Here is a 14,555-nt window from a genome sequence, read left to right as displayed (position 1 = left end):
ACATGACTTGATATGTGGCTCTGATTATTCACTTGTTGGTGTGAATCACATAGTCACTTAAGCTGTTTTAAGGTTGTTATTAATCACATTTATTTGAAACATCAAAACCTTGTATCATTAAAAGTATGACATTAGTCACCCATGAGGACGCGTCAATTATATATGGTGGCGTCATACCTTAAACCCTATGTGAACATACCGATGAAAAGACATATATTATCAAGCGCAATCCTACTCTCCCTCACTTCTCCACTCTTTGCTGCTGATGGCGACATTCATGATGTCACTATACTTGGAACTTCAGATATCCACGGCCATTTTATGGCGTGGGATTACGCGTCAGATAAACTCAACACTCGTGGCAGCTTAAGCCAAATAGCGACTAAAGTGGGGGATATCCGCAAAGAGCAATCGAATATTATCCTCGTAGACGCTGGCGATACCATCCAAGGTAACTTCGTAGAAACATTCAAAGATGAGCCTGTTGATCCAATGATGCTTGGCTTTAACCACATGAAATATGATGTGTGGGTTTTAGGTAACCATGAGTTCGATTTTGGTCTCAAAACGCTCAACAGAGCCGTTACTCAATTTAAAGGTCAGTCTTTAGGCGGTAACATCAAGCACAAAAGTGGGAACCCATTCTTACCCGGTTACACCATTCTAGAACGCGGTGGAGTTAAGATCGGTGTGATAGGTATGGATACCCCAATGACAGAAGTCTTTGCACAAGGTACCAACCGTTTAGAGGGCGTCACTTTCACTAATCCAACATTGGAAGTGAAGAAAATAATTAAAGAAATTGATGACAAGGTAGATGCCATCGTATTGGTTGCCCATATGGGTATTGAAAACGAGAATGACATTGCCAATACAGGTGTTACCGACATTGCCAATGCAAACCCAGAGCTTGATGCTATCGTTGCTGGTCACATGCACACTCGTATCGATAAGGCCGTTGTGAATGGTGTTATTATTACGGAACCTGACAAATATGGCCGAGCTCTATCTCGTATCGATCTTCAATTTGAAGAGCGCGATGGCAAGTTTACTCTCGTCAATAAAGACAGCTTCACCTACAAGATTAAAGGCGTAGATTCTGATGAGGATATGGACGCACTGTATCAGCCATATCACAAACAACTCCGAGAAATGGCGAATCGACCTGTTGCTGAGCTAACTGGCGTTGATTTAGTCCCTGAAAATGAAATCCGCGGCATACCTCAAGTTCACATTCAAGATACCGGTATTAGTGCGTTGTACCAAGAAGCGAGCTTTTTCTATGCACCCAAAGCCAATGTTATCGCACTCCAAATTGATAATGACAATGCAGAGCTGGATGTTGGCCCAATCAAAGCGAAAGACATCGCTTACAACTACCAATATGCAGGTGGCGAAATCACTGTCTACGACATGACAGGCAAAGAGCTCAAAACCTACATGGAATGGTCTGCTGGTTACTTCAATTCCGTACAACCCGGTGATGTCACCTACAGCTTTAATCCAATTCGTAGAGCATCTAAATACTCGACTAATGATTTCTTTGCGGGCGTCACTTACACAATTGACCTAACTCAGCCTGCAGGTGAACGTATCACCAAACTTGAATTTGCTGACGGTACTCCTGTTACCGATAAAACAGAAATTCGAATTGGGATGAATAGCTATCGAATGGGCCACCTCACTAAAAAAGGTGGCGTTCTAGAAGGCGAATCATTCCCTGTGTTATTTGATACAGAAGAAGCGTATGGAGAGGAAGCGGGTACAATCCGTAACATGACCATCAAATACCTAACAGAAGAAAGGAATGGCCAATATGAAGGCAAGCCTCAGCAACGTTGGACTCTTTCTGGTTTAGATAGTTGTTACAGCGAACAACGCGATATCGTAAAGTCATTGATTAATGAAGAAACCATATCAATCCCAACAAGCGCTGATGGTCGTTACACTAATATTGCTTCTATCAATGTACAAGGCCTGATGTTCGAAACCGACGAAGCCAAACAAGCAGCCATAACCACACGTGAAAACAAACTGGCGCAAGCTACAGAGCAAGAAGGTAAACAGATCAAACGTGAAATCACGCTCATTAAAGCTCTGAATTAACGTCCAATCGATACCATTCACACTAATAACTAATAACTAATAACGACTTAGCGACGCTTGGAGCGTGGTTAAGTCGTTAAATTCGTAGTTTAGTCTTTAAATAGCAGTATCTTGTGTGTTCACATTAGAGCTACTTACCACTTGAATTGATGGCCGAAATACACGAGCTAAACAGCTTGTCCGAAATGCTCCGCAAGAAAATCCAAAAATACTCGAACCTTGCTTGGCACTAGCTGGCGATTTTGATAAATCGCGTATGTGCTGGTTTCATAGTTACACGGGCTAAAAGTAAACTCGGGAAGTAATTGCACCAATTTCCCTGTATTAAGTTCTTGTTCAATCGCCCATTGTGGGAGCAGAGCAATACCACCACCGTTCAGTATCAATTGCTTTTGCCCGTTCACAGAATCGACTTCCATGTAATAAGAGATACCAATTTTTTGCGGTTTACTATCCAATACAAACCAATCGTGCCAACCCTTATAGCCATAAACCAAGCAGTCGTGTTTTGCCAAATCTTCAACGTGTTGAGGAACCTTGTTTCGTCTTAAATAGTCAGGGCTGGCGCAAAGCGCAAAGTTGTTTTGGACGAGCTTCTTAGCGATCAAATTAGAATCAGGCAATCGGCCACTGCGGATAGCGATATCCACATTTTCCTCGATTAAATCGACCACTCTTTCTGTTATTTCAATTTCAACGTTTACCTCAGGAAAAGCAGCCCGAAAGATAGGAAGAAGGGGCAAGATTTTGCTCTCCCCAAACGCGACGGTCGTGCTTATCTTGAGGCTTCCTCTTGGCGAGTGGTGCAATGCGCTGACGGCTCGTTTCGCTTCATCAAATTCGCCTGTAATGCGCTTGGAATATTGATAGAACAATTGACCTGCTTCAGTGACTCCCACGTTGCGCGTCGAACGCTCTAACAGCCGTACATTGAGTTCTTCTTCCAGTGCAGAGAGCTGCCTTGAAATAGAAGAAGGCTGAATATCAAATATCCGACTGGCTTTGGAGATACTGCCCTGTTCAACCACGCAGTTGAAATAGGCAAGACGATTGAAAAGGCTCATGTGCATTACTCATTAAACGATGGTTTCGATTCTTCCAAAGCGGAGCTTTCTGATGAGTCCAGTTCATGCCCGAAGTGAAAGTGATATTGATGTCTTTGCTGTTCTTTAATTATAGATTAATTGCTTTTAAAGCAAAACTGAATTGCCTTTCGGCAGATTCAAACCTCTGGTTGTTGTCTCTATGATTCCCCACATCATCACTAACAACGAGCAATAACCATGAATACAATTAGAACAGCCACTATTGCAGCCTGCTTTTCGGTAACAGCCCAACACCTGATTGAAAAGCTCATTACGAGCGGAACCCGAGTCGTGGCCTGTGGGCGCATCGGCGATGAAGCAAGAGCAAAAATCCTAGAAGAAAAATACTCGGGTCATCTAACCGTGTTACTGGGAGATCTTACTGATGAAAAGCAAAGCCAAGAACTTGCTGCCAAGGCATCTGAAATCTTAGGCCATATAGATGCTCACTTTCATTGTTCTGGCATCTATACCTGGAGCTATTGGACTGACGTGGAAGTGAGTAAAATGTCTGACTTGTGGAATGCGAACTTTATGACGGCGTTTGTCTTCGGAAGAGAAATATTCAAATTAATGGAGTCGCAGGGAGGTGGTTCACTGATGTTTGTTTCTGCCCGTGATACCGCGCGGAATATACCCGCAGGATTTGGCCCTTACATGGCGTCTAAAATGGCATTAAACGCGTTGGTAGAGAGCCTAGCGGCAGAGGGATCTTCATCCAATGTTCAAGTGAATGCGGTATTGCCGACCATTGTTGATACTGAAGTGAATCGACAAGCACTTCCTGAGGCTGACCACTCTACATGGGTAGATCCAGCCGATTTGGCAGAGTTAATGATTGAGCTGACTCAACCGAGTAAAACCTATCTAAGTGGCTCGCTAATAACCGTCAACAACAAGATGCATTAACAGTAGATTAATAGATTAATAGATTAATAGATTAGTAGATTAATAGTAATAGGTTTGGATGGCGTTGTGCTATCTGCAACAAATTAGAAAGCTGAAACAGCTTCTAAAAAGGATTGGTAGAGATACCAATCCTTTTTTGCATTTTTTGGGGGAGAGGAGGACGGCACTTCATTCGAAGTGGGACACAAATGATCTTGTCTTCGATTGCTGTTTGAGTTGGGGTTATCTGCACTGTGTGGTCAATAAGTAACAAAATTTAAGGCGTTGTTAAAGTTGACGTTTTGACGATAAAACCTTTCAGGAATATGACGGAAGAAATCATCGTTCATGAAAACATTGGTAAATCATACCGAATGGCAGCCTTGACTGAGTAGCGACTATACTCAGAAACATACGGCTGAACCAACAATAACGAAAACAGAGAAACATGCAGAGATTAGCGCAACCAAATTACATGAAAAAATTACATATTATCTTTACCGCTCTTATTCTTATGATACTAGCCGGATGCACCTCAACGTCGGCTGTCGGCGGGTCAAAAACAAAGGATTACGCCAAGTCACATGCTCTTGTTGGTAAAGCTTCTTGGTATGGCGATAAATTCCATGGAAGGCTAACAGCAAGTGGTGAGACGTATAATATGAATGCGAATACTGCGGCTCATAAAACCTTGCCATTCGGCACTATCGTGAGAGTGACCAATACAAACAATAATAAGTCTGTCGATGTGAAAATTAACGATCGAGGCCCTTATGTAAAAGGCCGCGTTATCGATCTTTCGCACAAGGCGTTTGCAAGAATCGGCAATGTTAAGCAAGGCACCGTACCTGTCAAAATCGAGATTGTTGATGACAGCAATACCTTTAGGTACAAACACTAATTGTCTCTAAACCTGTATTGGTTTGTGAAACTCAAAGGATTGGTAGAGATACCGATCCTTTTTTGTTTTTTTGGGCAAACCTAACGAGATCCAAATTACATTTCGTTACTTACTGAAGTAAATCTGAAACATCGCTGACATGGTTTTGAAATTTTTAATAGCTAGCTTATTGGGTTCTAAAACGAATCCAGAAAAGGAAATACCCGTGAAGCTAACACCTGTCGTTGCTGCCGTAATTATGTCTTTCAGTTCAGCAAGTTTTGCTTTCAGCTTGCAGCAATCTGCCAACGAAAACAGTGAAGATCTCGTATGGACGGGGCACCTTAGCCCAGACAGCGACACGGTAATGTCTGCGATGCTCGCGGCTCATATTTATGGTGGTACGGCGACAGTGCCTGAGCCTATCAACCCTGAATCGACGTTTATCTTGAACTACTGTAATGCAGAATCGCCACGAGTAGAGACAGATTACTCTCCATATAGAGTAGGGCTGGTGGACTTCAACCAAGTGACTCAACTAGCGCCAACCATCGACCAAGCATCTATTGTTGCTGTGGTCGATCACCATGCGATTGGTGGCTCACCGATTAATACGCCACAAATTGTTGAGATGGATATTCGAGGCTGGGGGTCGGCTGCAACTATTCTGGCTGACAACGCTGAAAAGCTTGATGTGACTTTACCTAAGCACCTTGCTTGTGTCGGCTTAGGCGCGATTCTTTCTGATACCGTGGTGTTCCAATCATCAACCACCACTGAACACGATCGTGAATACGCAGAGAAACTGGCAAAGGTTGCAGGCATTTCAGACATCGAAGACTTCGGTCAACAGATGTTGATTGCTAAATCAGACCTTAGCCACCTTTCATCTGAAACCATCCTGACACTGGACTACAAGAACTTTAAGTACGGTGGCAAACAAGTGAGCATCGGCGTTGCTGAAACACTAACCGCTCAACAACTGATTGACCGTAAATATGAGCTTTTGGCAGCGATGAAGTCTTATAAAGAAGAGAACGGCTTAGATCATCTGTTCTTCTCAATCACAGACACGAAGAACAAAGAAGCGAATCTACTGTGGGTGGATGAAAGCGACTATCAAGTCATTAAATCGGCTTTCAACGCTGAACCAACAAGCGATATGCTGACCCTAGAAGGTGTCACTTCTCGCAAGCGTCAGATTGGCCCAGCGGTTCAAAAGGCAATTGAAAGCTTGTAGAGAGTAAGAGCCGTTATTTTATAAATAAATTCTGAAAGGGATTGGTAGAGATACCAATCCCTTTTTTGTTTGGGTGTCTAAATGGGATTTGGACAGAAATGAGTATCGGAGAACCAAGTATTAGCAAATCACGAATTAGCATAAGTATGGAAAGTCACTAAGCTCACTGTCCAGTATTGATGGTGCACATCATTGTCTTGCTTTTACACAAATCTGACATTGATGAATGCCATAAGCTATCGATATAAATATCAACATATTGTATTATTACATTCGTATTTATACTTATTAGGATTTTCTATGTTGATTCACGAATTTTCGAATAAGGACGTTACCGCTGAGCATGTAATTTTAGCTCAAGCAATACTAGCAGGGACTGCTCAAGGAGATAAAAGTAAAGCACAGCGCTTTATGATTTTTGTAAATGAGATTCCCGATGCGCCGACTGTGCAAAACCTGATTCCTCGCTTTAGTCAATTTATGAAGCGCTTTAAAGCCAGCTGACATTCAGAATACGTTACACAGGGATGTGTAATTAAGATCACCAATTCCCCCCTAACCACTACCTACTTTTAAACTCTATCTGACCCTATGCTCGCTCTATATCTAGCTATTATTGTCGGAGGACAATAGAGTTTGATCAATTTTAAAAACGTTTCTGGACAAAAGTGAGTTAGCGCCATTGCTAATTTAGTAACTAATGAATTATGTAACGTATGGCAAAGTCTTAATATATAACTGCATATTAACAGCTCTTAGACGCCTTTATTCCTAAGTGTGCCAAAGGCAGAAGTAGCTCATTTGACATCACGTTGTGATAGTTACCTTTATGAACCAAATCTTCATCACTCTCATCAAGAACCAGTTCGATATTGCTTGCTAGATCCGGAAGTAATAAACGAAATGTGTATTCCTTTACACGACTTAAGAAATCAGCCCCTAATTGCGTCATTTCATCACCAATCACCACTAAATCAGGGTTTAATTGGTTAATGTTATTCACTAAGCCATATGCCAAGCACTTAGCTAAGTAATCAACTGCGTTTATCGCAGTAGATTCTCTGTCATGAAATGCATTAACTACCATTTCAAAGTCCGCGGATACTAATGACGCCTCTTGCTTGTAGTGTTCCACTAAAGCCGTCGTCGAGGTATACAGCTCAAGGCAACCTAGATTGCCACACTTACATTGCGGCCCTTGAAAATTGATCGATGTGTGGCCAATCTCCCCGGCAGTACCTAAACTGCCGTGATAAACCTGCCCTTCAATCACTAAGCCCGAACCTACACCCTGCCCAAGAGAGACATACAGTAAAACGCTTGCTTCATAAGTGCTTTGTAGCTGGCGCCAAACCGCGAGTGCTGCCAGTTTTGCATCATGGCCAGCATAAATTGGATAGTCTGGAAATTGTTTTCGCATGTGGGAAATGAAATCAATATCTTGCCAATTTTTAGCGTCAGTCATCAGCATTATTTTATTATCTTGCTCTAAGAATGGACCAGGCATCGCCACTGCAACCCCCAAAATATCACATTCCTGCTCTTTTAAAACATCACTCACTTGCTTAGTCAAATACTCGATCAGCTCTTCTGGGCTATTATCAGTATTAATGGGTTTGACTACGTTGGTTAGCGAAACACCATTGAGATCGTAGGTATCAATTGAGAAGTTAGTACGCTGTATTCGAACGGACACAATTCGTAGATGTTGGGTATTGAACCCCAGATAGATAGAGCTTCGACCACGTGCCGCTTTTCGCACACCCGTTTCAACAATAAGCCCTTGTTCTATTAAAGGTTTTATCGCTCTCGTCACCGTCGCTTGGTCAAGTCCAACCAATTGGCTGATCTCTTTTCTGGAGCAACTACCACTATTGTGAAGTGCATTGAGAATGACGCGCTTATTATGATTTTGTACATCATCTAACGAAACGCCCAGTCCGCTTCTCATAGGCTTATTCATAGTTCTCCCGACCAATTTGATCTGCAATAACGTTCCAATGGATCTACACAATATATAGAAAAAGTTAAGATTCAATAAAATCATATAGTTAGAAATTGAGCCTACTTTACTTATGTGAGCGCAATCTCAAGTTCATCATACTATATTTGTTAGCTGCAATTAAATGAAATATATTTGATTGCAGGTTGCAATTAAATATATTTCGATAACATTGGAGGTCCTTGTGGTATTCGATAAGAAGAAGCATCAGGCAATTATTGATCAAGTTGAAGAATACATCGCTGAGCATAAAGATACGGTTAAGCAGCACCATTGGCGTGAGCATTACCATTACCAAGCACCGGTAGGCTGGATTAATGACCCGCATGGATTGATTCAATATCAGGGTAAATATCACCTTTTCTATCAACACCATCCTTTCACTGGCAAGTGGGGAACCATGCACTGGGGACACGCAGTCAGCGAAGATCTCATTCACTGGGAAACACTGCCAGAAGCTTTAGCACCAAGTGAAGAATATGACGGCTGGGATGGCGGAGGTATTTTTACTGGTAGTGCTGTGAACAATGATGGTGTGATGACACTTTTCTACACTGGGTGTGCTCAAGCTCGCCAAGTTCAATGCATGGCAACATCGACTGATGGCATTAACTTTGACAAGTACGACGGTAATCCAATCTTATCTGATCCGCCAGAGGGAATTAACCTGCATGACTTCCGCGATCCAAAGGTTTGGAAACACGATGGGTCATGGTACATGGTGACGGGTGTTACAGATGGCGTGAGCGATCTAATTAACCCATCAAACTACGAGACCAACGGTTTCGGTAAAGTATGTCTACACCGCTCGGAAAACTTAACCGATTGGGAATTCGTAGGGTACTGTGTAGAGAGTATGGGTGAATTAGGCACAATGCTTGAGTGTCCAAATATTTTCAAATTGGGTGACAAGCACGTACTCATGTATTCACCTATGGGTATGCAGCAACGTCAGGTGGTCTACCTTGTTGGTGACCTTGATTACCAAACAGGCAAATTCCATTGGTCAACAATGGGCTCATTAGATTGGGGCTTTGACTACTATGCACCACAAGTATTCGATGATGAAAATGGGCGTACTCTAATCCAAGCATGGATTGGTTCATGGCCGTTCATGCCATGGTGTGATGGAACTTACGACACCAGTGAACTTGGTTGGTATGGGAGCATCTCTCTGGCTCGTGAAGTATCTTTATGTCATGACGGAAAACTGAAATTCACACCTGTACAAGAAGTTGAAAAATTGCGTCATTCACCAAAAAGGCATACTGAACTCAAGTTAAACGATGGTGAAAAATTCGCATTTGAAGCAGGTGATAATGTTCACTGTGAAATCATTGCTGACATCGATCTAGCCGCAAGCGACTGTGATAGCATTGTATTTGAAATTCGCAGTAAAGGTGAGCAGAAAACACTGATTGAGTTGGATTTAAAGAAAGGCGAACTGGCCTTTGATCGTACTCAATCGGGCAGTCGTTCAGCCTTACGTAGAACATGCCCACTAGAGTGTGCGAGTAAAGATCGAGCAAACATCCGTATCTTTATGGACAGTATTTCTGTGGAAGTCTTTACCGATGGAGGTCGTACTGTGATGACCAATAACATCTTCTCTGATGAAGACAGTGCAGGTCTCTATGTATACGCTAAGAACGGCAATGCTAGAATTGAGACACTAAAAACATTCGGTATGAAAAGTGTTGCCGAATAACTGATTCAGCTTCCCCCTTCTTCTTTTTAGCCCAGCTTATTGCTGGGCTTTTTTGTTCCTCAAAAAGTATTCCATGAAAAAAAGTCCTTTTTATCCAACTCAAATAACGATCCTCAAAACAAAAACACGATCCTTTTCACATTCTACATTTCATTTAATTGCCAGCTGCAATTAAATGAAATAGATTTAATTGCAAGAAACAATTAAACCTCAATTGGAGAAGAAAATGGCTATCGTTACACTAAGACAACTACTGGATCACGCAGCAGAAAATGGTTATGCAGTTCCAGCTTTCAACATCAGCAACATGGAGCAAGGACTTGCCATTGTTCGCGCTGCAGCAAAATGTAATTCAGGTGTCATCCTACAGGCGAGTATCAATGCTCGTAAAAGCTACGCAGGTGATGTGATGCTTTACAAGATGGTTTGTGCACTTGCTGAAATGTTCCCGAAAACACCAATCGTTCTTCATCAAGATCATGGCAATAGCGAAGAAACATGTCTGTCAGCAATTCGCCACGGCTTTACATCGGTCATGATGGATGGCTCATTGGAGCGTGATGCATCAACACCAAGCAGCTACGACTACAATGTAGATATTACTTCTCGTATCGCTCAATCAGCGCACTGGGTTGGTGCTTCAGTTGAAGGTGAGTTAGGTTGTATTGGCTCTTTAGAAACCGGTGAAGCTGAAGCTGAAGATGGCGTTGGTGCTGTTGGTATCCTTGAAAAGAGCCAGCTGCTAACAGACCCAGATCAAGCCGTTGATTTTGTTAAAAGAACAAAGGTTGACGCATTAGCGATCGCTTGTGGCACAAGCCATGGTGCTTACAAGTTCACTCGCAAACCTGATGGCGATATCTTAGCGATGAACGTAATCGAAGAAATTCACTCGAAGCTCCCAACGACTCACCTAGTTATGCATGGTGCTTCATCGGTTCCTCAATACCTTCAAGATATGATCAATGAGAATGGCGGTGAAATGCCTCAAACATATGGTGTGCCAATCGAAGAAATTGAGCGCGGTATCAAACATGGTGTTCGCAAGGTAAATATCGATACTGATTGCCGTATGGCGATGTCTGGTCGCTTCCGAGAATTAGCGATGAAAAATCCGCAAGAGTTTGATCCTCGTAAGTTCCTATTAGCAGGAATGGATGAACTAACGACACTTTGTTTAAACCGATTTGAACGATTTGGTTGTGCTGGTCACGGTGACAAGATTACACCAATTTCTATGGATGATATGGCTGCACGCTACGCCAGCGGTGAGCTGTAATTCAAAGGAGTTCTACGTATGGGAAATTGTGTATTTATAGGCAGAAGCACGATTGATTTGATGAGCTTTGTTGAAGTGATGCCTGATCCTGATCAAAAGGTGAATGCGATTGCTGATTTTATTGGTGGTGGTGGGTCTGCACTCAATGCTGCCATTGCATGCAACTCATTAGGCTCTGATGTACACCTTTGGACATGTTTAGGTAAAGAGCACCTCTATAAATCGATAGTGACAGCAGAGCTTAATGAACACGAAATTTCGGTTGTGGATTTAAGTTTAGACGATGAATACCAGCTACCACTATCGAACATTATCTCTGCAAAGCAAACTGCATCTAGGCTCATCGTTAACGCCAGTCAGCCTGATTGCGAAAAGGTGATGAGTTTAGACCCTAAGTGGCTAGATAATGCAAAGCTCGTATTACTTGATCAATATGAGCATCCGTTTGTTAGCGCAAACGTGCAAGCTTTGGCTGAGTTTACTGGGGATATTGTGTTAGACGCTGGTACTTGGAAATCGCACAGCGAACAGTTTTTATCTCTCTGTACTATTCCTATTGTTTCAGAGGAATTCACCAATGGTGACAAAGATAAAATGCAGGCACTTTGCGACCAATACGGGATCAAAAAGTGGGCAATGACGCTGGGCGACAAAGGTGTTTTTTATAGTGATGAGTCAGGTAGCGGGGTAATCCCTGCACCTAAAGTTGACGCTATCGATACGCTAGGTGCCGGGGATATTTTCCATGGAGCTTTTTGTCACTACTACTCAGAGAGTCAAGATTTCCGTGACTCTCTAAAGAAAGCCAGTCACATAGCGGCATTATCATGTACCGAATTAGGAACCAGATCATGGCTAAAACATATTCGCTAACGGGTGATGACATTGCAAGCGTTCCTCAACTGGTCGCCAACACCTACCAAGAGTCTGGGAAACAGATTCTTGTCATCGGTATCTCTGGTGCACCAGCGACGGGTAAATCAACGTTGTCTGAATCCCTACTATCTGGACTGTCACAGTTAGGGTTTAAAGCCCAACTGTGTCCAATGGACGGCTTTCACTACCCCAACTCGGTACTGAAAGAGAAAGGACTGACGTCAGTCAAAGGTAGCATCGAAACATTTGATGTAACCTCATTGGCACATTTGCTTTCCAAAGCGGTGACGCCAAACACTGACGCATTCTTCTGGCCGAAATACTGTCGTGAGTTACACGATCCAATTGTTGAAGGTTTTTTAATTGAGCCAGACACTCAAATTATTTTACTCGAAGGCAATTACATCTACTCAACCGACGAAGACTGGCGACCAGTCAGTGATTTAATTGACTTGAAGATCTTTCTCACAGCAAGTGAAGAAGTACTCAGAGAGCGATTAATATCAAGACATCTGGCTGGTGGAAAGTCGAAACAAGAGGCGCTCGATAAAACCGAGCGCGTGGATCTAGTCAATGCGTTAAAAATAAAACAATACGAATCAAACGCAGACTACGTAATCCAGACGCACTAGAACAGCGTCCCATGTACCCTACAATTCTCATGGAGAGATCAAATGATTCTTAGTGAAAGTAATAAGAAAATGTTCTTTTTGACATTCATTTGCGCCGCGGCAACGATTGGTGGATTCCTATTTGGAATGGACACTATAGTTATTGGCGGTACGATTACACAAATCACACAACAGTTCGAGTTATCGTCCTTACAACAGGGCTGGTATGTATCTTCAGCGCTCGTTGGCTGCCTATTTGGTAGTATAATTGCTGGCCCTATTGCGGACTATGCTGGGCGTAAAAAACCTCTGATGCTAGGTGCTTTATTAGCTATCGTATCGGTGCTTGGTTGTATGTACGCAGACTCATTCAACTTACTGATCTGGGCTCGTATCATCGGTGGCTTTGGTATTGGTATCGCAACTGTAGTTTGCCCGATGTACATTGCAGAAGTTTCTCCAGCAAGACATAGAGGAAAACTAAGCAACCTATTTCAAGTTGCCATCGTTATCGGTTTAACGTGTTCGGTTGTTACCAACACACTCATTGTTAATTACAGCCAATCTGCCGTTGTCACAGGTCATTACCTTGATCACTTCTTTATTACTGAAAACTGGCGTGGCATGTTCTCTGTTGAGTTTCTGCCGGCAGTCATCTTCCTTGCTTTGGTCGTATTTTTTCCAGAGTCCCCTCGTTGGTTGATATCTAAATCGAGAGAGAGAGAAGCAGCTAACATTCTTAAAAAGCTCCTAACTAAAGGCGAAGCGGAAGAAGCTATCATTGAATGTCGACAGGTAATTCGCTCTGAAAAAGCAGGATCGTACAAACAATTAGTCAAAAATCCTGTAATGCGCTTTGGCTTGATGACGGGTGTACTACTGGCAATCTGGTCTGAATGGTCTGGTGTGACTGTTGTTATGTACTACGGTCCAGTCATGCTAGAAGAAATTATGGGAAGTCAGGGGTCAGCACTTGGCGGATTTGGTTGGATTTGTCTAGTAAGTGTCATCTTCACCTCACTTTCAATGGTATTCATTGATAAAGTAGGCCGCAGAAAAATGCTGATAACTTCTGCGCTTGGTTGTTTCGTTTGTCTTATCGGCCTAGCGATATTCTTCGACAGACCGGATACTCCACCGATGTTGATTGTTGGATTAATGGCGTTCTTTGTTGCCTTCACAGCACTAGGTTTAGGTCCTCTGAAGTTCACGATTTCAGCTGAGATTTTACCAACTTCAGTCCGTGGCCGTGCGGTCTCAATAACAACGGCAGCAATCTGGATTCAAGGTGTTATCTTGAACTCATTTACACCAGCTTTTAGAGAATCATTTGGAACATCGGCATTGTTCATCATGTTCGCGATTATCCTTCTTGGTCAGATTTGGTTTGCGGTAAAAATTCTTCCTGAAACGGCAAATCGTAGTTTAGAAAGCATCGAGAAAGAGTTGAAGCAACGCTTCGACATAAAAGAAGTTGAAGAAAAAGATCTTCAGCCAAAGCGAGTATAACGATCAATATATTACTGATATGAAAAGAGGCTCTACATGTAGAGCCTCTTTTTAATTGTTCTTCCGTAAGCAAAGGATATAAAAGTAAATTAAGAAAGTTAGTAACTATAAATGTAATGAAGCACTCTAGGCAGCTTCTTATAGATAACTATAGGTAATGCAAATACACATCAACAGGATATGTATGAGTTTTTACACTAACTGACAATGGGGCAATTCTGAGTTAGCCTTACCCCAAGAATCCTGTGATCACCAAGCGATTCTGTCGTATCGTAACTACCAAGCGACTTTGTCATTCGCTTAATTACCGAGGGAAATTGACGGTCTCTATTTTTACGTAATCCTTTGACTAGTGCTACGAATTAGTCAGG

Annotated in this window: 12 protein-coding genes; 10 read left to right on the top strand and 2 right to left on the bottom strand. The window is 42.5% G+C overall.

The genetic code is table 11. The features are described from left to right. Positions 1-201 precede the first annotated feature (201 nt). Positions 202-2,106 (top strand): bifunctional metallophosphatase/5'-nucleotidase, encoded by a 1,905-nt coding sequence (locus AACW75_RS20165; RefSeq protein WP_145570419.1) that lies wholly within the window; start codon positions 202-204, stop codon positions 2,104-2,106. Between the two features lie 167 nt (positions 2,107-2,273). Here AACW75_RS20165 and AACW75_RS20160 read toward each other — a convergent pair whose 3' ends face one another. Continuing rightward, positions 2,274-3,170 carry a LysR family transcriptional regulator gene (locus AACW75_RS20160; RefSeq protein ID WP_145570421.1) on the bottom strand — a complete coding sequence of 299 codons (897 nt, stop codon included), beginning with the start codon at positions 3,168-3,170 and terminating at the stop codon, positions 2,274-2,276. A gap of 219 nt (positions 3,171-3,389) precedes the next feature. On the opposite strand from AACW75_RS20160, the gene AACW75_RS20155 reads away from it, so the two are divergent. From AACW75_RS20155 to AACW75_RS20140, 4 genes are all read left to right on the top strand, one after another. After that, complete coding sequence (locus tag AACW75_RS20155; RefSeq protein ID WP_135456686.1) at positions 3,390-4,100, top strand: SDR family oxidoreductase; 711 nt, start codon at positions 3,390-3,392, stop codon at positions 4,098-4,100. Positions 4,101-4,527: 427 nt separating this feature from the next. Next, the gene (locus AACW75_RS20150) at positions 4,528-4,980 is read left to right on the top strand and encodes a septal ring lytic transglycosylase RlpA family protein (RefSeq protein ID WP_135456684.1); all 453 of its coding nucleotides are present in this window, start codon (positions 4,528-4,530) and stop codon (positions 4,978-4,980) included. A 205-nt stretch (positions 4,981-5,185) separates the two neighbouring features. Then, a complete protein-coding gene (locus tag AACW75_RS20145; RefSeq protein WP_145570423.1) occupies positions 5,186-6,199 on the top strand; it encodes a manganese-dependent inorganic pyrophosphatase in 1,014 nt (337 codons plus the stop codon). Positions 6,200-6,499: 300 nt separating this feature from the next. Beyond that, entirely contained in the window at positions 6,500-6,703 is a 204-nt protein-coding gene (locus AACW75_RS20140; protein ID WP_004736343.1) for a hypothetical protein, read from the top strand. 241 nt (positions 6,704-6,944) lie between these two features. On the opposite strand, the gene AACW75_RS20135 is transcribed toward AACW75_RS20140, so the two are convergent. Next, complete coding sequence (locus AACW75_RS20135; protein WP_145568540.1) at positions 6,945-8,162, bottom strand: ROK family transcriptional regulator; 1,218 nt, start codon at positions 8,160-8,162, stop codon at positions 6,945-6,947. A 223-nt stretch (positions 8,163-8,385) separates the two neighbouring features. Between AACW75_RS20135 and AACW75_RS20130 the strand changes: the two genes are divergently transcribed. The 5 genes from AACW75_RS20130 to AACW75_RS20110 all read left to right on the top strand — a co-directional run bounded on the left by AACW75_RS20130 (position 8,386) and on the right by AACW75_RS20110 (position 14,184). After that, on the top strand, positions 8,386-9,909 hold the full coding sequence (locus AACW75_RS20130) for a glycoside hydrolase family 32 protein (protein ID WP_004732627.1): 1,524 nt from the start codon (positions 8,386-8,388) through the stop codon (positions 9,907-9,909). A gap of 226 nt (positions 9,910-10,135) precedes the next feature. Next, positions 10,136-11,188, top strand: coding sequence for a class II fructose-bisphosphate aldolase (gene fba, locus AACW75_RS20125; protein WP_004732628.1), 1,053 nt, complete (start codon positions 10,136-10,138; stop codon positions 11,186-11,188). Positions 11,189-11,206: 18 nt separating this feature from the next. Next, positions 11,207-12,061: a PfkB family carbohydrate kinase gene (locus tag AACW75_RS20120; protein WP_017091816.1), complete on the top strand. Its 855-nt coding sequence runs from the start codon at positions 11,207-11,209 to the stop codon at positions 12,059-12,061. Continuing rightward, positions 12,040-12,696, top strand: a complete 657-nt coding sequence (locus AACW75_RS20115; protein ID WP_076648504.1) for a hypothetical protein — start codon at positions 12,040-12,042, stop codon at positions 12,694-12,696. The genes AACW75_RS20120 and AACW75_RS20115 overlap by 22 nt, the downstream gene beginning before the upstream one ends. A gap of 42 nt (positions 12,697-12,738) precedes the next feature. After that, on the top strand, positions 12,739-14,184 hold the full coding sequence (locus AACW75_RS20110) for a sugar porter family MFS transporter (protein ID WP_017091814.1): 1,446 nt from the start codon (positions 12,739-12,741) through the stop codon (positions 14,182-14,184). The last annotated feature ends 371 nt before the right edge of the window (positions 14,185-14,555 follow it).

The sequence above is a fragment of the Vibrio sp. L3-7 genome, assembly GCF_963898195.1.
In the GTDB taxonomy this organism is placed as follows: Bacteria; Pseudomonadota; Gammaproteobacteria; order Enterobacterales; family Vibrionaceae; genus Vibrio; species Vibrio echinoideorum.
Note: the sequence above shows the minus strand (reverse complement) of the source record. Positions and strands in the feature narration are given on the sequence as shown.